Source organism: Vibrio sp. R10-SF1-ISO8, assembly GCF_059833805.1.
The window spans coordinates 250,052-269,823 of the sequence record NZ_JCBDHL010000021.1; the positions used below are offsets into that span (position 1 = coordinate 250,052).

The window sequence follows — 19,772 nt, forward strand, 5'->3', positions numbered from 1 at the left end:
GGTTTCTTGCTATGCGTAAGTTAACGATTTTAGGTGCGACAGGCTCAATTGGAGCAAGCACATTCAAAGTCATCGAGCAAAATCCTGAAAAGTTCTCTGTTGTAGCGCTTGCTGCTGGGCAGAATGTCGATAAAATGCGTCAGTTGTGTCAGAAGTGGCAACCTAAGTATGCAGTCATGGCTGATGAACAAGCTGCATTGAAACTGAAAACTCACCTAATCGAACTGAAAATTAGTACTGAAGTGAGATCGGGTATCGATGCCATGTGCGAGATTTCATCTTGTGATGAGGTTGATACTGTTATGGCAGCGATCGTTGGCGCGGCTGGTTTATTACCAACCATGGCGGCAGTCAAAGCGGGTAAACGCGTAATGCTTGCCAACAAAGAAGCACTAGTCATGTCTGGTCAACTGTTTATCGATGCGGTTGAAAAGCATGGCGCTGAGCTTCTCCCTGTAGATAGTGAACACAATGCTATTTTTCAGTGCTTACCTAGTGATATTCAAAACAATCTTGGCCGCTGTGATCTAAATGTACATGGTATCTCTCATATTTTGCTGACTGGCTCTGGTGGGCCATTTCGTTATAGCGATATTGATTCGCTAGCCAGAGTGACTCCTGAGCAGGCGATTGCTCACCCTAACTGGTCTATGGGGCCAAAGATCTCAGTGGATTCAGCGACCATGATGAACAAAGGTCTCGAGTATATTGAAGCCAAGTGGCTATTCAATACTGCTCGCGAGCAACTTAAAGTCTTAATTCACCCTCAATCAGTGATTCACTCTATGGTGCAGTATCGAGATGGCTCGGTACTCGCTCAAATGGGTGAGCCAGATATGGCAACACCTATTGCATTAACACTCTCATATCCTGAGCGTGTCAATGCGGGAGTAGCGCCGCTCGATTTCACTAAAGTCGGTGAACTGACCTTCCTTGAACCTGATTTTGCTCGTTATCCTTGCCTTAAACTTGCGATTGATGCTTGTTACGAAGGGCAACATGCGACCACACTGCTCAATGCGGCGAATGAGGTTTCTGTTGATGCCTTTTTAAAGCGTCGACTTAGATTTACTGATATTGCAGTGGTTAACGAACAAGTGTTAACCAAGCTGACCGCATCTGTTAGCTCGTCACATTGTCGTGACTTGGAAAGCATTGTGGAGCTAGATAGAATGGCAAGAGAGTTAGCGATCAATACCATAAGCGAGCGTAAGCAATGACGGGTATCATCTGGAATTTTGTTTCTTTTATCATTGCGCTTGGCATTTTAGTTGCCGTGCATGAGTTTGGTCACTTTTGGGTAGCACGCCGCTGCGGAGTCAAAGTCGAAAAGTTCTCGATTGGTTTTGGCAAATCTATCTGGAGCAAGGTCGGTAAAGATGGTACCGAGTATAGCGTTTCAGTTATTCCGCTTGGCGGCTATGTAAAAATGCTCGATGGTCGTGTGGATGAATTGGCTGAAGGTGAGCATGAGTTTGCGTTCGACCGCAAGCCACTTTGGAAACGTACGGCCATTGTCGCAGCAGGTCCCGTATTTAACTTCTTGTTTGCGATCTTTGCATACTGGTTAGTTTTCTTGATTGGTGTGCCTGCGGTTAAGCCGGTTGTGGGCCAAGTGACGCCTTACTCGATAGCAGCTGAAGCGGGTTTAGAGCCAGGGATGGAACTAAAAGCGGTTTCTGGCGTCAAAACTGCGGATTGGGAATCAGTCAATATGGGGCTGATTTCTCATATTGGTGATCAGCGGCTAACTATGACGGTTGCTCCAGCGGATGGTATTGGAGTCGAGCAGGCTAAGGTTTTTGATTTAACCAATTGGAACTTTGACCCAGAGAAAGAGTCTGCTATGGCAGCGCTGGGTTTTGTGCCATTTACACCACCTGTAAAGGCTAAACTCACGAATGTTTCGCCTGGCGGTGCTGGTGAGCGGGCAGGTTTACAAACTGGCGACCTGCTGACCAAAATTGGGGATTTAAACATTACCCAATGGCAGCAAGTAGTAGAAAGTATTCACAACAGCCCAAACCAGCCTTTGCAGCTGGAAGTAGAGCGTGATGGGAAGCTTCTATCTTTAGTCATTACACCAGATCGCCGTGAGTTATCAAATGAGCGCGTGATTGGGTTTGCTGGAATCACCCCCGAGGTCGCAGAATGGCCAGAAAACTATCGCTTCGATCTTCAATTTGGTGTAATTGAATCAATCGGAAAGGCAGTTGAAAAAACGGGTCAGGTCATCGACTTAACCATAAGTATGCTGAAAAAGCTTATTGTTGGTGATGTTGGGCTGAATAATTTAAGTGGGCCTATTTCGATCGCGAAAGGAGCCGGAACAACAGCCGATTATGGCTTAGTTTACTTCCTAGGGTTCCTGGCATTAATCAGTGTGAACTTAGGGATTATTAACCTTGTACCGTTGCCAATGTTGGACGGCGGACATCTATTGTTTTTTGCTATTGAGGCTGTAATAAGACGTCCAGTTCCAGAAAAAATTCAGGAAATGGGTTACCGTGTAGGCGGTGCAATTATCTTCTCTCTTATGGCAGTGGCAATTTTCAATGATTTTGCCCGTCTGTAATCGGGTAAAGGTTGAAGAAAGGAATAACTAGAACAAAATGGCGATGAAAAATATTCTGTTTGCGACCCTGTTAGCGACAAGCGTGAGCGCAAACGGTGCCGAAAACTTTGTAATTCAAGATATTAAAATTGAAGGCTTACAGCGTGTAGCACTTGGTGCTGCGTTGTTGAAAATGCCGGTACGTATTGGTGATTCTGTTGATAGCCAAGATGTCTCAGAGGTGATTAGAGCCTTATATGCAACAGGTAACTTTGAAGATATAAAAGTACTGCGTGATAATGACGTGCTTGTTATACAAGTCAAAGAGCGTCCTACCATTGCAAGTATTTCTTTTTCGGGCAATAAAGCGATCAAAGAAGAGCAGTTACAACAGAACCTCGACGCTTCCGGTATTCGCGTTGGTGAAGCCCTCGACCGTACAACGCTGTCGACGATTGAAAAAGGCCTTGAAGATTTCTACTACAGCGTAGGTAAGTACAACGCGACCGTTAAAGCGGTTGTAACGCCACTGCCTCGTAACCGTAGTGACCTTAAGTTTGTCTTTACCGAAGGCGTATCAGCCAAAATTAAGCAAATAAACTTTATCGGCAATGAAAAATTTGCCGACGAAGAGCTGTTAAGTCGGTTTGAGCTGAACGTCGATGTGGCGTGGTGGAACTTCCTTGCAGACGATAAATACCAGAAGCAAGTCCTTGCGGGTGATATTGAAGCGCTGAAATCTTATTACCTAGATCGAGGCTATCTGAAGTTTCAAATTGACTCAACTCAGGTTGCAATCTCGCCTGACAAGAAAGGTGTTTATATCACACTTGGCTTGAATGAAGGGCTGCCTTACACCGTTAAGGACGTAAAATTCCGTGGTGAGTTACTGGGTAAAGAAGCTGAGTTTGAACAATTAGTGACCTTTGAACCCGGTGAGACCTATAACGGCTCAGCGGTGACTAGCCTAGAAGAGAACGTTAAACGCCTACTGGGTGAAGCAGGTTACGCATACCCTCAAGTTCGTACTATTCCTGAGTTTGATGATGAAAATCAATCAGTATCTCTGGTCGTTAACGTTGAGGCGGGTAAACGTATTTATGTGCGTGATATTCGTTTTGTGGGTAATAATGCAACCAAAGATGAAGTTCTGCGCCGTGAAATGCGTCAGATGGAAGGCAGCTGGTTAAACTCGAAATCGATCGAAACCGGTAAAAACCGCCTTAACCGTTTAGGTTACTTCGAAACCGTAGACGTACAAACCGTACGTGTTCCTGGTAGTGAAGACCAGGTTGATTTGGTTTACAACGTTAAAGAAGCCAACTCGGGTAGTATCAACTTTGGTGTTGGTTATGGTACTGAATCAGGTATCAGCTTCCAAGTTGGCCTACAGCAAGATAACTTTGCAGGTAGTGGTAACCGCGTAGGTATTAACGCGATGATGAACGACTACCAGAAAAACATCAGCTTAGACTACCGTGACCCATACTGGAACCTCGATGGTGTCAGTCTTGGTGGTAAGATTTTCTACAACCAGTTTGAAGCGTCAGAGGCAAACATTGTTGACTATACCAACGAAAGTTATGGTGCTAGCTTAACGTGGGGTTTCCCATTTGATGAGCTGAACCGCTTTGAATTTGGTGTGGGATTGACCCATAACAAGATCGGCAACGTGCCAACTTATGACCAAGCGCAGCTGTTTGCACAAAGCATCGGCCAACCGAATGGCGATATTATTACCAATGACTTCGATGTGAACGTCTCCTGGACACGTAACAATCTAAACCGTGGCTACTTCCCGACAGCAGGTAACTACCAGCGTGCTTTCGCTAAAGCGACCGTACCTAGCTCAGATGCGCAGTACTTCAAACTGCAATATGATGTTAGACAATACGTGCCACTAACTAAGAAGCATGAGTTTACCTTATTGATGCGTGGTCGTTTAGGTTACGGAAACGGTTATGGTAAGACGGATGGCAACGATAACTTGTTCCCATTCTACGAAAACTACTACGCAGGTGGCTTTACTACGCTACGCGGTTTCCGATCCAATAGTGCAGGCCCTAAAGCGGTGTACACGGTTAACGGTAACCCAAGTACTTGTAATACAGACTCTTGCTTGACCGCGACTGATGATTCAGTCGGTGGTAACGCTATTGCATTAGCGAGTATGGAACTGATTGTCCCAACGCCATTTGTTTCGGATGACTTTAGAAGTCAGATTCGTACCAGTATGTTCGTTGATGCAGCAAGTGTTTGGGATACTGAGTTTGTTTATAATGCTAAATACGCTGGCGATCGCTACTACAACGATTACTCAGATCCAATGAACTACCGCGCATCATATGGTGCGGCGTTGCAGTGGATGTCTCCAATGGGGCCGCTAGTCTTCTCGATTGCGAAACCAATTAAATCTTACGAAGGTGATGATGAAGAGTTCTTCACTTTCACCATCGGTAGAACCTTCTAAATTTAAAGGAAAATACAGTGAATAAAACAATTAAAGCGGCTGGTCTTGGCCTTCTAGTAATGACGTCTTCTTTCTTTGCTAATGCTGCTGAAGCTGCGCAGAAAATTGGTTATGTAAACACTGCTCAAGTATTCCAATCGCTTCCACAACGTGAAGTGGTAGCACAAAAGCTTCAAGATGAGTTTAAAGACAAGTCAGCAGAGCTTCAGGCGATTCAAGCTAAAGGTAAAAGCAAAGTTGAAAAGCTAAAGCGTGATGGCGAACTAATGAGCCAAGATGATATCGACAAGCTACGTCTAGAAATTGGCCAACTAGAGAATGAACTTAAGCTAAAAGCACAGTCTTTCGAAAAGCTAAGACAGCGTCGCCAAGCAGAAGAAGAGCAAAAACTGTTTAAAACAATTCAAGATGCAATTAACAAGGTTGCTGACAAAAAAGGCTTTGATATGGTTCTAGAGCAACAAGCAGTGCGCTTCTCTAAGCCAGAAAACGATATTTCTAAAGCTGTAATTGACTCACTAAAATAAACGATTTATGACGACTCTTTCTTTGGCCGAATTGGCTACGATTACTGGGGGCGAGCTACATGGTGACGCGACAGCCGTTGTCACTATGGTAGCGCCTATGGACGCTGCGCAGGAAGGTCATGTAACTTTCCTGTCCAATCCAAAATACGCCAAACATCTTGCTGAATGTAAAGCGACACTTGTGATGGTTAAAGAAGCACAACGTGAACTTTGTTCAGGTAATGTGCTTGTGGTTGATGACCCTTACGTTGCTTTTGCTAAAGTAGCGCAAGCTCTTGACACCACACCATCGCCAGCCCATGAGATTGCTCCTTCAGCGGTCATCGCTGCTGATGCTAAACTGGGAGACAATGTTTCAATCGGTGCCAATGCTGTGATTGAATCAGGTGTCGAGCTAGGTGATAACGTTGTTATTGGTGCGGGCTGCTTTGTTGGCAAGAATGCTAAGGTTGGAAGTAACACCAAACTGTGGTCAAACGTTTCGGTTTACCATGAAGTGTCACTTGGTTCAGACTGTCTGGTTCAAGCGAATACAGTCATTGGTGCGGACGGTTTTGGTTACGCCAATGAAAAAGGCGAGTGGGTTAAGATCCCTCAGCTTGGTTCCGTGCGCATCGGTAATCGCGTAGAAATTGGTTCATGTACGACGATTGATCGCGGTGCGTTAGACGATACCGTAATTGAAGATAACGTTATTCTTGATAACCAACTGCAAATCGCTCACAACGTACACATCGGATATGGTACAGCTATGGCGGGTGGTACGATTGTTGCGGGCAGTACTAAGATTGGCAAGTACTGTATTATTGGTGGTGGTACCGTGATCAATGGTCACATTGAGATTGCCGATGGCGTGACCATTACTGGCATGGGCATGGTCATGCGTGGCATTGAAGAGAAAGGTATGTACTCTTCCGGTATCCCACTACAGCCAAACAAAGAGTGGCGCAAAACAGCTGCACGTGTTCATCGTATTGATGACATGAATAAACGTCTTAAGGCAGTTGAAAAGCAGCTTGAGAGTAATAAAGACGCTTAGCTCTAGGTTGGATCAAAAAGGCTCGCGTATTGCGGGTCTTTTTCATCTATAATGCCCGCCAGATACAAAATTAGCATTCAATATAGGAATATGACTTTGACTACTGAAAACAAAACGATGAACATCACTGAAATTCAGGAATTGTTGCCGCATCGCTACCCATTCTTACTAATTGATCGCGTGATTGATTTCCAAGAAGAGAAATACCTAACGGCGATTAAGAATGTTTCAGTGAATGAGCCTCAGTTTACAGGTCATTTCCCTCAACTACCTGTATTCCCAGGTGTACTGATCCTTGAAGCAATGGCACAGGCAACTGGTCTATTGGCATTCAAATCATTCGGTGCCCCTTCAGACAATGAGCTATACTATTTCGCAAGTGTAGACGGTGCTAAATTCCGCAAGCCAGTGGTTCCTGGTGACCAGTTGGTAATTGAAGTAGAGTTCTTAAAAGAGCGCCGTGGCATTGCTGCATTCAAAGGCACAGCAAAAGTTGACGGCGAAGTAGTATGTTCTGCTGAACTAAAATGTGCTCGTCGAGAGTTTTAATATGATTCATGAAACGGCTCAAATTCACCCTTCTGCTGTCATTGAAGGTGATGTAAAAATCGCAGCGAATGTGACTGTAGGTCCATTCACCTATATCTCGGGAACGATCGAGATTGGTGAAGGTACTGAAGTGATGTCACATGTTGTGATCAAAGGTCATACAACCATCGGTAAAGAGAACCGTATTTTCCCCCATGCTGTGATTGGTGAAGAGAACCAGGACAAGAAGTATGGTGGAGAAGAGACAACGGTAGTGATCGGTGATCGCAACGTAATCCGCGAAGCGGTACAAATCCACCGTGGTACTACTCAAGATAAAGCAACAACTGTGATTGGTAATGATAACTTGCTGTGTGTTAACGCGCACATCGCCCATGACGTTATTGTTGGTAACCATACTCACGTTGGCAACAATGCTATCCTTGGTGGTCACGTTACCCTTGGTGACTATGCCGGTGTTATGGCTCTTTCAGCGATTCATCCATTCTGTAATATTGGTGCTTACTCATACACAGGCGGCTGCTCTGCTGTTGTTCAAGACGTACTTCCTTACGTACTTGCGCAAGGTAACCACGCAACACCGTTTGGCCTAAACCTAGTAGGCCTTAAGCGTAACGGTTTTGAGAAGCCAGAAATCCGTGCATTGCAGAAAGCGTACAAAGAAATTTACCGTTCGGGTAAAACGCTTGAAGACGCAAAAGCAAGCCTAGTTGAAATGGCAAAAGAGTTTGAATCAATCAAACCTATGCTAGAGATGCTAGAGATTTCTGAGCGCGGTATTATTCGTTAATAACACTTGTGAAGCTGCATAAAAGATCGCAATCTTACGGTTGCGGTCTTTTTTACTTTTTAAAGCAACAAATTAGGTAGGTCATTCAGCAATGGAAAAACCACTACGTATTGGCATTATCGCCGGCGAACTGTCAGGGGATACTTTGGGTGAAGGCTTTATCAAAGCGATCAAAGCCCAATATCCGGATGCAGAGTTTGTTGGCATTGGTGGTCCGAAGATGATCGCTCAAGGCTGTGAGTCTCTGTTCGATATGGAAGAGCTCGCGGTTATGGGCTTGGTTGAAGTGTTGGGACGACTACCAAGGTTGTTAAAAGTGAAAGCTCAGTTGGTAAAGTATTTTAGCGATAATCCACCGGATGTCTTTGTCGGTATTGATGCGCCAGATTTTAACTTACGCCTTGAGCTTGATCTGAAGAAAAAAGGCATTAAAACAGTACATTATGTCAGTCCTTCTGTCTGGGCGTGGCGTCCAAAGCGTATCTTCAAAATTGATGCGGCGACCGACCTTGTGCTGGCCTTTTTACCGTTTGAAAAAGCCTTCTACGATAAGTATCAAGTGGCTTGTGAGTTTGTTGGTCATACCTTAGCAGACGCTATCCCGCTTGTACCGGATCAACAACAAGCGAGAGCCTTGCTTGGCCTAGAGAAAAACAAGCAGTGGTTAGCGGTGCTGCCTGGCAGTCGTGGTGGTGAAGTCGGCCTGATTGCGGAACCCTTCATTCAAACCTGTCGTGAAATTAAGCAAAAGCATCCGGACATTGGCTTTGTCGTGGCTGCGGTGAATGATAAACGTCGCCAGCAGTTTGAAGAGATATGGCGATCTGTGGCGCCAGAACTCGATTTCGTCATCGTTCAAGATACGGCACGTAACGTTATCACTGCCTCAGATGCTGTGTTACTCGCTTCAGGTACCGTGGCGCTGGAATGTATGCTGCTCAAGCGGCCGATGGTGGTGGGTTACAAAGTCAATCGCTTAACCGGTTGGTTAGTACAGAAACTGGCTATTACCAAATACGTTTCTTTGCCTAACATCTTGGCAGGAGAAGAGTTGGTGAAGGAATTTATTCTTGATGAATGTGATCCTGAATACTTAGTTCCTGCCGTCGATAAGATGCTAACTAGTGATAACCAAGAACTTATCGACCGCTTTACTGAGATGCACAAACTGATTCGCAAAGATGCCGATGTGCAAGCCGCTAAAGCCGTACTTAAGCTCATCGGCCGAGATAAACAAGATGACTAAACAAAGCAAAGAATTACCGCCTTTTGAATATCCTCAGGGATACCTTCGTATCGCTGGTGTTGATGAAGTAGGGCGCGGTCCCTTGGTCGGTGATGTTGTGACCGCTGCGGTCATTCTAGATCCAAGTAATCCGATTGAAGGATTAAACGACTCGAAAAAACTGTCTGAGAAGAAACGTCTGGCGTTACTGCCTGAAATTAAGCAAAAAGCCTTAGCTTGGTCGGTAGGTCGTTGTTCTCCAGAGGAAATTGACGAACTGAACATTCTTCAAGCCACTATGGTCGCAATGCAAAGAGCTGTCGCAGGTTTAGAAGTTCAACCTGATTTCGTATTGATAGATGGCAACCGCTGTCCCCAATTACCTATGCAATCGCAAGCCGTGGTTAAGGGAGACTTGCGTGTTGCGGAGATCAGTGCTGCTTCGATTATTGCTAAAGTGGTTCGCGATCAAGAGATGGAGGAGCTGGATAAGCTTCACCCTGAGTTTGGTTTCGCTAAGCACAAAGGGTACCCAACTAAGGCGCACTTTGAAGCGATTGAGCAACACGGTGTCATTGAGCAGCATCGTAAGAGTTTCAAACCCGTTAAGCGTGCGCTTGGCATTGAGTAGCAATACTGTTTCAGGGGTATATAAGTCGAAGTTTTTCACTTAAAATACCCCAAATATCTCCATCAATTATAACCGTTCCGGACTCTATCCATGTCAGACCCTAAGTTTATCCACCTTCGAGTTCATAGTGACTTTTCCATGGTCGATGGCCTTTCAAAAGTGCCACCCTTGGTTAAGAAAGTGGCTGAGTTGGGCATGCCTGCGATGGCGCTGACTGACTTTACTAACTTATGTGGTCTAGTGAAGTTTTATGGCACGGCCCACGGTTGTGGTATCAAACCGATCATTGGTGCTGACTTCGTGATGCAGTCACCTGAGTTTGGTGATGAGCTGACTAAGCTGACCGTGATTGCTGCGGATAACGTCGGTTATAAGAACCTGACTTTACTGATCTCAAAAGCCTACCTACGAGGCCACGTTCAGCATCAACCTGTGATTGATAAAGCGTGGCTGGCTGAGCTCTCAGAAGGGGTAATTATACTTTCCGGAGCTAAGAGTGGTGAAATAGGCAAAGCGCTGTTGAAAGGCAACCAGAATGTTGTCGAGCAGTGCGTCGAGTTCTACCAAACCCATTTTCCAGACCGTTTCTATCTAGAACTGGTTCGTACTGGCAGAGCCGATGAAGAAACCTATCTTCACTTTGCGTTAGAGCTGGCAGAACAACATGACTTACCAGTTGTTGCTACTAATGATGTAGTGATTCTTGATGAGACACTGTTTGATGCGCACGAGATTCGTGTTGCGATTCATGATGGTTACACGCTAGAAGATCCACGTCGACCAAAAAACTACAGCGCTCAGCAATATCTTCGTACTGAAGAGGAGATGTGTGAGCTATTCTCTGACATCCCTGAAGCATTAGAAAATAGTGTAGAGATTGCTAAGCGTTGTAACGTGACAGTCCGCTTGGGTGAATACTTCCTGCCCGCGTTCCCAACCGAAGGGATGGAAGAAACCGAGTTCTTGGTTAAAAAATCTGAAGAAGGTTTGGAAGAGCGACTGGAATTCTTATTCCCCGATCCGGCGGTGCGTGCAGAAAGGCGACCTGAATACGATGATCGTCTTAAAATTGAACTGGAAGTAATCAATAACATGGGATTCCCAGGTTACTTCTTGATCGTAATGGAGTTCATCCAGTGGTCAAAAGATAACGCCATCCCTGTAGGTCCTGGCCGTGGTTCAGGTGCCGGTTCTTTGGTGGCATATGCGTTAAAAATCACCGATCTCGACCCGCTAGAATACGATCTTCTGTTTGAGCGATTCCTCAACCCAGAACGTGTTTCCATGCCCGATTTCGATGTCGATTTTTGTATGGATAAACGTGACCAAGTAATTGATCACGTTGCAGAAATGTATGGTCGTGATGCGGTATCGCAGATCATCACTTTCGGTACGATGGCAGCGAAGGCGGTAATTCGTGACGTAGGCCGTGTACTTGGTCATGGTTTCGGTTTTGTTGATCGCATCTCGAAACTGGTTCCGCCAGACCCGGGCATGACGCTAGAAAAAGCATTCAAAGCAGAACCTGCACTGCCTGAGCTGTACGAAAACGACGAAGAAATTAAAGAGCTGATCGATATGTGTCGCATCCTTGAAGGGTGTACACGTAACGCAGGTAAGCACGCTGGTGGTGTTGTAATATCGCCAACCACCATCACTGACTTTGCGCCGATTTATGCTGATGCGGAAGGTCACTTCCCGGTGACTCAGTTCGATAAAAACGACGTTGAAACCGCGGGTCTGGTGAAGTTTGACTTCTTGGGCTTACGTACGCTGACCATTATTGACTGGGCGTTGGGCTTGATTAACCCACGCTTAGAGAAGGAAGGCAAAGCCCCAGTCGCCATTGAGTCTATCCCATTGGAAGACCAAGCTTCTTTCAATTTACTGCAAAACTCAGAAACCACTGCGGTATTCCAGCTTGAATCGCGTGGTATGAAAGAGCTAATAAAACGCCTTCAGCCAGACTGTTTTGAAGATATTATCGCACTGGTTGCTCTGTTCCGTCCGGGACCGCTTCAGTCGGGCATGGTAGATAACTTCATCGACCGTAAACATGGACGCGAGGCGGTTTCTTACCCAGATGAGCAGTGGCAGCACGAGTCGCTAAAAGAGATTCTAGAGCCAACCTACGGCATTATCCTCTATCAGGAGCAGGTAATGCAGATCGCTCAGGTTCTTTCTGGCTATACGCTTGGTGGTGCAGATATGCTTCGTCGTGCGATGGGTAAGAAAAAGCCAGAAGAGATGGCCAAGCAGCGTGCGACGTTCGAAGAAGGCGCGGTCGCCAACGGCGTAGACGGCGAATTGGCGATGAAGATCTTCGACTTGGTAGAAAAGTTCGCAGGTTACGGCTTCAACAAATCGCACTCGGCTGCATATGCTCTGGTTTCTTACCAAACGCTGTGGCTCAAAACTCATTTCCCAGCGGAATTTATGGCTGCGGTAATGACCGCCGATATGGATAACACTGAGAAAGTCGTCGGTCTGGTCGATGAGTGTTTCCGCATGAAACTCAAAGTGCTGCCGCCAGATATCAACGCAGGTTTGTATCGCTTTAATGTCGATGACGATGGGGCGATTGTTTACGGCATCGGTGCTATCAAAGGGGTGGGTGAAGGTCCAATTGATGCCATTCTCGAAGCGCGTAACAAAGACGGCCACTTTAAAGACCTATTCGATTTCTGTGCTCGTATCGACCTGAAAAAGGTTAATAAGCGAGTCATTGAGAAACTCATTTACGCCGGCGCATTGGATCGCCTTGGTCCGCACCGCGCAGCAATGATGGCTTCACTGAACGATGCTGTTAAAGCGGCGAGCCAACATCACCAAGCAGAAGCCTTTGGTCAAACCGATTTGTTCGGCGTGTTGACCGAAGCACCTGAAGAAGTTGAGCACAAATACACCAAAGTTGAACCTTGGCCGGAAAAAGTGTGGCTTGAAGGTGAGCGCGATACTTTAGGCCTTTATTTGACCGGGCACCCAATAAATGCCTACATAAAGGAACTTGGTAAGTACACCAGTTGTCGACTAAAAGACGCAACACCAACCAGACGGGATCAAAGTGTCACTGTCGCGGGTCTGGTAATTGCGGCTCGTGTGATGACCACTAAGCGCGGAACACGTATTGGTATTATGACACTGGATGATCGAAGCGGGCGTATGGAGGTGATGTTATTCTCCGATGCGTTAGATCGATATGCAGAATTGTTAGAAAAAGATAAAATTTTGGTTGTTTCTGGACAGGTCAGCTTTGATGATTTCAATGGTGGTCTTAAAATGTCCGCGCGCGAGGTTATGGATCTCGGGACTGCTCGTGAAAAATATGCACGGGGATTATCAGTTTCCATCGATCAATCTCAAATCAATGACCGATTTTTTGAGCGTTTTAGTCAAATACTAGAGCCTCATCGGGCGGGGAGCGTTCCTGTCCATGTATACTACCAACGCTCTGATGCACGAGCGCGTTTGACGTTGGGTACAGAATGGCGAGTGACGCCAAGTGACGCATTATTAGATGATTTAAAACAACTACTTGGGAAAGGCCAGGTAGAACTCGAATTTAACTAAGTTCGGTAAAACGCCACCGAATCATAAAGGATCTATAGATGAGCCTGAATTTTTTAGAATTTGAAAAGCCAATCGCAGAGCTAGAAGCAAAAATTGAAGCACTTCGTGACGTATCTCGTCATGGCGGTGAGTCTGGTGTTGATCTTGAAAAAGAGATTGAACAGCTAGAGAAGAAAAGCCTAGAGCTTAAAAAGAAAACATTCAGCGATCTTGGTGCTTGGGAAACTGCCCAGCTTGCTCGTCACCCACAGCGTCCTTACACGCTTGATTACATCGAGCACGTATTTACAGAGTTTGATGAGATGGCGGGTGACCGTCACTACGCAGATGACAAAGCGATCGTAGGTGGTATGGCACGTCTTAATGGCCGTCCAGTAATGATCATTGGTCATCAAAAAGGTCGTGAGACTAAAGAGAAAGTAAAACGTAACTTCGGCATGCCTAAGCCAGAAGGTTACCGTAAAGCGCTGCGTTTGATGCAAACGGCAGAGCGCTTTAACATGCCAATCATTACTTTCATCGATACGGCGGGTGCATACCCAGGTGTTGGTGCAGAAGAGCGTGGTCAATCAGAAGCTATCGCGACTAACCTAAAAGTGATGGCGGGTCTTAAAGTACCAGTTATCTGTAACGTTGTCGGTGAAGGCGGTTCTGGTGGTGCACTTGCTATCGGTGTAGGCGACTACGTCAACATGCTGCAATACTCAACCTATTCTGTTATCTCTCCAGAAGGCTGTGCTTCAATCCTATGGCGTGATTCAGATAAAGCGCCACAGGCCGCAGAAGCAATGGGTCTGATTGCTCCACGTCTTAAAGAGCTAGAGCTGATCGATGAGATCATCGACGAGCCTCTAGGTGGTGCACACCGTGATCACCTGCAGATGGCGCAGAACATGAAAGCGACCCTAGTTCGTCAGCTTGAAGAGCTAGAAGCGTTTGATAACGACACCTTGCTAGAGCGTCGTTACCAGCGTCTAATGAGCTACGGTTACTGTTAATCGGCACAAATGTTAGAAAAAGGCTGAACTTAGGTTCAGCCTTTTTTATTGCCAGTGATAAACTAGCGCTAACAACTCCAAATGTTACTCGCTATGAAGCTCGAATCTATTTTTCAACACTCTCTAGACCAACACTATCAAGCCGGTAGCCGAATTGTCCTTGCCCTAAGTGGTGGGCTTGATTCTCGGGTTATGCTTGAACTGATGGCAAGCTACTGTAAATCGCGCAAGCTCGAATGTCTGGCTGTCCATGTTCACCATGGTCTAAGCGAGAATGCAGACAGTTGGGCTGAGCAATGTGAACATTGGTGTCAGGAGCTTGGTGTCGCATTCGTGTTAGAAAAGGTTCAACTGGCGACTCAAGGCAGAAGTATTGAAGAGAGTGCTCGTGAAGCCAGATATACAGCACTTAAAAAACATCTGCAGGATAATGATTTACTACTCACCGGTCAGCATGCTGATGATCAGCTCGAAACTTTTTTCCTTGCTCTCAAGCGCGGCAGCGGCCCGAAAGGTTTGTCCTCAATGGCGCAGAGCATGCCATTTGGTCAGGCGAATTTGCTGCGTCCGCTGTTGACTATCTCACGTCACGAAATTGAAGAGTTTGCTCACGCTAAGCAATTGGCTTGGGTAGAAGACGAGAGTAATCAAGACCAGAGATTTGAGCGTAATTTTGTTCGTCACTCACTAACGCCATCTTTAGTGGAGCGTTGGCCTCATATTAGGCAAGCAGTTCAACGTACAGCCGAACTCTGCTCTGAACAGGAACAGTTGTTAGATGAACTCTTGGCTGAGAAGTACCAGCAATGTATATGTGACGATGGAAGCCTATCTATTGCGATGCTGGAAAGTGCCTCAACTCTGATCCGCAGTCGATTAATTCGTATGTGGCTTGAGCAAAATCACCTGCGTATGCCTACTCGTGAGCAATTGAGTAAGGTTTGGTTGGAAGTTGCAAAGGCGAAAGCGGATGCCAATCCGCAGCTGCAGCTTCCTGAGGTGCAAGTACGCCGCTATTTAAACAAGCTCTACATCGTTAGAGATTGGCAATCACTTGCCGAGTGGCAGCAACCGCTCGATATTGATAAGCCTTGTCCTTTGCCTGATGAATTAGGAAGCTTAGCGCTCGTCCCTTCGAGTGAGGGGAGATTGTCTCGACAGGCATTAGCCCTAAGTCCGTTGCGTGTCACTTTTAACCCAGAGGGATTAAGTGCACACCCAGCAGAGCGTGGGCATAGCCGCAAACTGAAAAAGCTGTTCCAAGAGTATGGTGTGCCAAGTTGGTTACGACGCAGAACCCCTATCTTGATGTGTGGTGATAGGGTCGTTGCCGTGGGGGATTTGTTTATTGATCGCCACTTTATAGGTCAGGATTGTGAACTTGTCTGGGACAAGGGATCACGCTTTATGTAAAATTGTATACATAAAAACGTACAACTATCATGGAATTATAAGGAAGAGCAATGAAGAAATTCGCTATAGGATTGGTACTTGGAATGGGCCTACTTAGTGGTAATGCGCTGGCTGCAGGTGATGTTGCGGCAGGTCAAGCAAAAGCGGCCATCTGCGCTGCTTGTCATGGTGCCGATGGTATTGCAGTGATCCCTGGCTACCCAAACCTTAAAGGCCAAAATGAGCAGTATCTTGTGACGTCTATAAACGCTTACAAAAACAAAGAGCGAAATGGTGGACTCGCAGCAGTCATGCAAGCGCAAGCAGCGATGCTAAGCGATGCTGATGTCGCTAACCTAGCGGCTTATTACGCTAGTTTGAAATAGTCGATAAGATAGATTGCGAGCCCGAGCTACAAAGCTCGGGCTTTTTATTAGCCAATGAACATGGGATAATGACGCTAGGTACAATAGTTTAAGGGAAGAACATGAAAAAGATTGAAGCCATCATTAAGCCGTTTAAGTTAGACGACGTACGTGAAGCACTCGCTGAAGTGGGCATTACAGGTATGACAGTGTCTGAGGTTAAAGGCTTTGGTCGTCAGAAAGGTCATACTGAGCTATACCGTGGTGCAGAGTACATGGTTGATTTTCTACCTAAGGTTAAGCTTGAAATCGTAGTTACGGATGACGTGGCCGATCAATGTGTTGATACCATCATCGAAACGGCACAAACCGGAAAAATCGGTGACGGTAAGATTTTTATCACTGATGTGGAGCGTATTGTCCGTATTCGTACTGGCGAAGAAGACGAAGACGCTATCTAACCCATGAATATTGTTAAAAAAGAGCCGTAAGGCTCTTTTTTGTTTAGGTAATGCAATGAAGAAAAGCGCTTACTTCATCATCTTGTCTCTGGTCTTATCCTTAGTGGTCGTTGCCGGCTACCAATCGATTTTTAGCTTCACTCAACAAGCTCAGGTCGCGTCTATTTCAGGCAACAATGTCGCATTATCTTTGCAATGCTATCGCAATGAACAAGCACCGGTTTTAGATAACCGCGGGCAAATTAAGCTACTGGTCTGGAACATCTACAAGCAAAATAGAGAAAACTGGCAGCAAAGCTTAACTGAACTGTCGGATGGAAAGCAGTTGGTCTTGTTGCAAGAAGCGAGCATGACACCTGAACTCATCGATTGGGTGGCGAAACAGGGCTGGTTTGGTAGTCAGGTAGATGCGTTTAAAGCGTTTGATACATCCGCAGGGGTATTGAATTTGTCTTTGAATACGCCAAGCAAAGCTTGTGCTTACACTGAACTAGAGCCATGGCTACGTTTGCCTAAATCGGCACTATACGCACTCTATCCGCTTTCTTCAGGGGAACAGTTAGCTGTGGTAAATATTCATGCGGTAAACTTTACCTATGGTACTAAGGAATACCATTCTCAGTTAACGGCGTTGACCAAAGAGTTGGGTCAGCATCAAGGCCCAATTATTGTCGCTGGAGACTTCAATAGTTGGAGTGAAGAGCGTTTCGCTGTGATGTCAAAAGCGCTAACGTCACTAGGATTAGAAGAAGTCGATTATCAACCAGATAATCGCACTCAGTTTGTGACTGGCTTGCCACTCGATCATGTCTTTTATCGTGGTTTAAACGTGGAAGCAGCAGAGGCGCCAATTTCTGACGCCTCTGATCATAATCCAATTTTAGTTAGCTTTCGCTTAGCACTTTAGAATATCAGGATGTACAGTGCCCAAATTAGGTAGTAAGCAAGCCAAGGCAGCGCGGAAATAACCAGTGCTTGACCGCGTTCAAATTCAGTCCAAGTTCCTACCGCGGCGTAGCCTAAGGCAATGTACCAAGGCAGTAATAGTGGGAATGAGCTAGCAAACTGTGACCACTCGTTAGTTAGTGGTAGCTTTAACAGCCCGTTGAGGCTATTCAAATCGGCGGCATACACCATAACTTGGCCATGTTTTAGTAGCGCACTCACGTAGCTTGCCAAGTCACCGATAATCGCAGGGAAAGTGATCACCGCGCTGGCTGCGAACCATTTCCAGAAACCATGCTGATGCTGGCTTGGTTTTGTCGCGAGATTGAACCAGAAAGCAAGCATCAGAATGGTCAGCGTTCTACCAGCAATATCACTAATGATTTCACTCGCCATCAAGGTATTGGCGTCAAGTAGTTCTAGCTGTTTTGGGTTGGTTTCTGCCAGTTGCGCTGCAAGCCCTTGCCTTAGCCACTCGAAATCAACCATGTCGAAGTAAGCGCCCCAGAAAAGAAACGGGGAAAGTACCAAGAAAATGTACGGCTGCCAGCCCCAAGCACCACGTTGGTAGAGGGCTAAGAAACAGGCGCTAGGCGAACGGAAAATGTCGACTAGCATGATCAACGGGTTACTTGACGGGTTCATACACTTACCTTAGTTACGTCTACATACAGCTTAAGTTTCTGACCTGGCTTAAGGTACTTCTGTCTGCTGAGATCGTTCCATTTAACGATGTCGTTCGATTTGACTTTAAATTTGCTCGCAATACCACTGATAGTGTCACCTGTGCGGACGTTGTAGAACACAGTGCGGATGATCGCGCCATCAGAGCTGTTTTTCCAAATCACCAGTTTTTGACCAACGCGCAAGGTGTCTCTTGGTCCCATGCCATTCCACTTCGCTAATGATTGGTGTGACACTTTGTTGGCGCGAGCAATCGACCATAAGCTATCGCCAGAGCGAACTGTGTGAGTGAGCTTAAATTGACCACGAGACTTAGCCTGTGTTTTCGCTAATCGGTTCGACGCGCTAAGAGCATAGGCTTTGTCGTCTCGTGTCGAAGTTGGGATCATCAAGTGTTGGCCGACTCGAATGTTGTTGCCACTGAGGTTATTCGCCGTGCGAATCACGTTGGCAGTGGTATTATACTTTTGCGCTAAGACACTCAGGCTATCCCCGGACTTCACCTTATAGCGAACGACTTTCATTCCTTTACCACGGTTTTCTGCTACCGCTTTATTGAACTTAGCGACGCTATCTTTTGGAAGAAGCAATTGGTGAGGCCCGTCCGGTGCTGTCGCCCATTGGTTGTATGCAGGGTTGAGGCCTTGTAGCTCTTTAACACTGATACCCGCGTAGTTAGCGGCTATGGCGAGGTCAAGTTGCTCTTTAGGGTCAACGAGTTCAACGACAGGCTTGTTAGCAATCGTTGGAATACTGATACCATACTTTTCTTGGTTAGCGACAACGTCTGCTAGAGCAAGCAGCTTTGGTACGTAACCACTAGTTTCTTTAGGCAAATCAAGCGAGAAGAAATCTGTAGGCTTGCCGAGTTTGGTGTTTTTGCGAATTGCACTAGATACTCGTCCGCCGCCACTGTTGTAGGCAGCAATGGCGTGAGTCCATTCGCCATCAAAACGTTTGTTGAGATAGGTAAGGTAATCTAGGGCGGCATCGGTTGAAGCGGCGACATCACGACGTCCGTCGTACCAAAAGTTTTGCTTAAGGCCTTGTTGCTTACCCGTTCCCGGAACGAATTGCCATAAACCCGCAGCACTACCATGAGAGTAGGCAAAAGCATCAAAAGAGCTCTCTACCACTGGTAATAGCGCTAACTCTAACGGCATATTGCGTTGCTCTATCTTCTCTGTAATTAGATACAAGAACGGCTCTGCACGTTGTGAGACAGTTTTTAGGTGGTTAGGGTGTTTTAGATACCATGTACGGTAGTAGTCAACGAGCTTGTGGTCAGGGATTGGCATCTCTAACTGCATAGCGATGCGCTTCCAGACATCTTGTTGTGTCTGTGGAGTCACCACTGGCTCGGATTTTACGATAGGTTTTGCTGGTTGAGCGCTTGGCTCAGTTTGCTTAACTGTTGGATTGTTTGTTTCTGGAGAGACGGCTTCTCCAGAATCAGTCGGCTGGGTAAGCTGACAACCTGATAATAATAGCGCTAATACCCAGCTGTGTTTAACTCGCATTGCACAGCCCTTTTTTTACTTGGCTGCTGATAATACTTGTCCCAATTAGTAG

The 19,772-nt window shown here is 46.1% G+C and carries 17 protein-coding genes; 15 read left to right on the forward strand and 2 right to left on the reverse strand.

All coding sequences use genetic code 11. The features are described 5' to 3' along the window. Positions 1–11 precede the first annotated feature (11 nt). From ispC to AC6R00_RS19215, 15 genes are all read left to right on the forward strand, one after another. Positions 12–1,220 carry a 1-deoxy-D-xylulose-5-phosphate reductoisomerase gene (gene ispC, locus AC6R00_RS19145; protein WP_500641582.1) on the forward strand — a complete coding sequence of 403 codons (1,209 nt, stop codon included), beginning with the start codon at positions 12–14 and terminating at the stop codon, positions 1,218–1,220. Beyond that, positions 1,217–2,575, forward strand: a complete 1,359-nt coding sequence (gene rseP, locus AC6R00_RS19150; protein ID WP_500641583.1) for a sigma E protease regulator RseP — start codon at positions 1,217–1,219, stop codon at positions 2,573–2,575. The genes ispC and rseP overlap by 4 nt, the downstream gene beginning before the upstream one ends. A gap of 37 nt (positions 2,576–2,612) precedes the next feature. Next, positions 2,613–5,024 carry an outer membrane protein assembly factor BamA gene (bamA, locus tag AC6R00_RS19155; protein ID WP_500641584.1) on the forward strand — a complete coding sequence of 804 codons (2,412 nt, stop codon included), beginning with the start codon at positions 2,613–2,615 and terminating at the stop codon, positions 5,022–5,024. 17 nt (positions 5,025–5,041) lie between these two features. Then, positions 5,042–5,551 (forward strand): OmpH/Skp family outer membrane protein, encoded by a 510-nt coding sequence (locus tag AC6R00_RS19160; RefSeq protein WP_500641585.1) that lies wholly within the window; start codon positions 5,042–5,044, stop codon positions 5,549–5,551. A gap of 7 nt (positions 5,552–5,558) precedes the next feature. Further along, positions 5,559–6,590, forward strand: coding sequence for a UDP-3-O-(3-hydroxymyristoyl)glucosamine N-acyltransferase (gene lpxD / locus AC6R00_RS19165; RefSeq protein ID WP_500641586.1), 1,032 nt, complete (start codon positions 5,559–5,561; stop codon positions 6,588–6,590). Positions 6,591–6,686: 96 nt separating this feature from the next. Further along, complete coding sequence (gene fabZ / locus AC6R00_RS19170; protein WP_139152290.1) at positions 6,687–7,139, forward strand: 3-hydroxyacyl-ACP dehydratase FabZ; 453 nt, start codon at positions 6,687–6,689, stop codon at positions 7,137–7,139. Position 7,140: 1 nt separating this feature from the next. Further along, a complete protein-coding gene (gene lpxA, locus AC6R00_RS19175; RefSeq protein ID WP_239853844.1) occupies positions 7,141–7,929 on the forward strand; it encodes an acyl-ACP--UDP-N-acetylglucosamine O-acyltransferase in 789 nt (262 codons plus the stop codon). A gap of 91 nt (positions 7,930–8,020) precedes the next feature. Next, positions 8,021–9,175 (forward strand): lipid-A-disaccharide synthase, encoded by a 1,155-nt coding sequence (lpxB, locus tag AC6R00_RS19180; protein ID WP_500641587.1) that lies wholly within the window; start codon positions 8,021–8,023, stop codon positions 9,173–9,175. After that, entirely contained in the window at positions 9,168–9,785 is a 618-nt protein-coding gene (rnhB, locus tag AC6R00_RS19185; RefSeq protein ID WP_500641588.1) for a ribonuclease HII, read from the forward strand. The genes lpxB and rnhB overlap by 8 nt, the downstream gene beginning before the upstream one ends. 90 nt (positions 9,786–9,875) lie before the next feature. Then, complete coding sequence (gene dnaE / locus AC6R00_RS19190) at positions 9,876–13,355, forward strand: DNA polymerase III subunit alpha (protein ID WP_500641589.1); 3,480 nt, start codon at positions 9,876–9,878, stop codon at positions 13,353–13,355. Positions 13,356–13,393: 38 nt separating this feature from the next. After that, the gene (gene accA, locus AC6R00_RS19195) at positions 13,394–14,353 is read left to right on the forward strand and encodes an acetyl-CoA carboxylase carboxyl transferase subunit alpha (protein WP_004744802.1); all 960 of its coding nucleotides are present in this window, start codon (positions 13,394–13,396) and stop codon (positions 14,351–14,353) included. Positions 14,354–14,446: 93 nt separating this feature from the next. Beyond that, positions 14,447–15,766, forward strand: a complete 1,320-nt coding sequence (gene tilS, locus AC6R00_RS19200; protein ID WP_500641590.1) for a tRNA lysidine(34) synthetase TilS — start codon at positions 14,447–14,449, stop codon at positions 15,764–15,766. Positions 15,767–15,816: 50 nt separating this feature from the next. Next, positions 15,817–16,131, forward strand: a complete 315-nt coding sequence (locus AC6R00_RS19205; RefSeq protein WP_500641591.1) for a c-type cytochrome — start codon at positions 15,817–15,819, stop codon at positions 16,129–16,131. Between the two features lie 101 nt (positions 16,132–16,232). Beyond that, complete coding sequence (glnB, locus tag AC6R00_RS19210) at positions 16,233–16,571, forward strand: nitrogen regulatory protein P-II (protein WP_004744805.1); 339 nt, start codon at positions 16,233–16,235, stop codon at positions 16,569–16,571. Between the two features lie 55 nt (positions 16,572–16,626). Next, positions 16,627–17,478, forward strand: coding sequence for an endonuclease/exonuclease/phosphatase family protein (locus tag AC6R00_RS19215; protein WP_500641592.1), 852 nt, complete (start codon positions 16,627–16,629; stop codon positions 17,476–17,478). Here the strand turns inward: AC6R00_RS19215 and AC6R00_RS19220 are convergent. Together AC6R00_RS19220 and AC6R00_RS19225 are read right to left on the reverse strand one after the other, a co-directional pair. Continuing rightward, positions 17,475–18,161, reverse strand: a complete 687-nt coding sequence (locus AC6R00_RS19220; protein WP_069667046.1) for a YIP1 family protein — start codon at positions 18,159–18,161, stop codon at positions 17,475–17,477. The genes AC6R00_RS19215 and AC6R00_RS19220 overlap by 4 nt on opposite strands. Further along, positions 18,158–19,720, reverse strand: coding sequence for a LysM peptidoglycan-binding domain-containing protein (locus tag AC6R00_RS19225; protein ID WP_500641593.1), 1,563 nt, complete (start codon positions 19,718–19,720; stop codon positions 18,158–18,160). The genes AC6R00_RS19220 and AC6R00_RS19225 overlap by 4 nt, the downstream gene beginning before the upstream one ends. Positions 19,721–19,772: the final 52 nt, after the last annotated feature.

What these genes read in the sequence shown, in the direction of transcription:
- AC6R00_RS19205 (WP_500641591.1), top strand. Translation starts at nt 15,817, where the DNA reads ATGAAGAAATTCGCTATAGGATTGGTACTTGGAATGGGCCTACTTAGT.
- AC6R00_RS19220 (WP_069667046.1), bottom strand. Translation starts at nt 18,161, where the DNA reads ATGAACCCGTCAAGTAACCCGTTGATCATGCTAGTCGACATTTTCCGT.
- lpxA (WP_239853844.1), top strand. Translation starts at nt 7,141, where the DNA reads ATGATTCATGAAACGGCTCAAATTCACCCTTCTGCTGTCATTGAAGGT.
- rnhB (WP_500641588.1), top strand. Translation starts at nt 9,168, where the DNA reads ATGACTAAACAAAGCAAAGAATTACCGCCTTTTGAATATCCTCAGGGA.
- bamA (WP_500641584.1), top strand. Translation starts at nt 2,613, where the DNA reads ATGGCGATGAAAAATATTCTGTTTGCGACCCTGTTAGCGACAAGCGTG.
- lpxD (WP_500641586.1), top strand. Translation starts at nt 5,559, where the DNA reads ATGACGACTCTTTCTTTGGCCGAATTGGCTACGATTACTGGGGGCGAG.
- ispC (WP_500641582.1), top strand. Translation starts at nt 12, where the DNA reads ATGCGTAAGTTAACGATTTTAGGTGCGACAGGCTCAATTGGAGCAAGC.
- AC6R00_RS19225 (WP_500641593.1), bottom strand. Translation starts at nt 19,720, where the DNA reads ATGCGAGTTAAACACAGCTGGGTATTAGCGCTATTATTATCAGGTTGT.
- tilS (WP_500641590.1), top strand. Translation starts at nt 14,447, where the DNA reads ATGAAGCTCGAATCTATTTTTCAACACTCTCTAGACCAACACTATCAA.
- AC6R00_RS19215 (WP_500641592.1), top strand. Translation starts at nt 16,627, where the DNA reads ATGAAGAAAAGCGCTTACTTCATCATCTTGTCTCTGGTCTTATCCTTA.
- dnaE (WP_500641589.1), top strand. Translation starts at nt 9,876, where the DNA reads ATGTCAGACCCTAAGTTTATCCACCTTCGAGTTCATAGTGACTTTTCC.
- glnB (WP_004744805.1), top strand. Translation starts at nt 16,233, where the DNA reads ATGAAAAAGATTGAAGCCATCATTAAGCCGTTTAAGTTAGACGACGTA.
- accA (WP_004744802.1), top strand. Translation starts at nt 13,394, where the DNA reads ATGAGCCTGAATTTTTTAGAATTTGAAAAGCCAATCGCAGAGCTAGAA.
- rseP (WP_500641583.1), top strand. Translation starts at nt 1,217, where the DNA reads ATGACGGGTATCATCTGGAATTTTGTTTCTTTTATCATTGCGCTTGGC.
- lpxB (WP_500641587.1), top strand. Translation starts at nt 8,021, where the DNA reads ATGGAAAAACCACTACGTATTGGCATTATCGCCGGCGAACTGTCAGGG.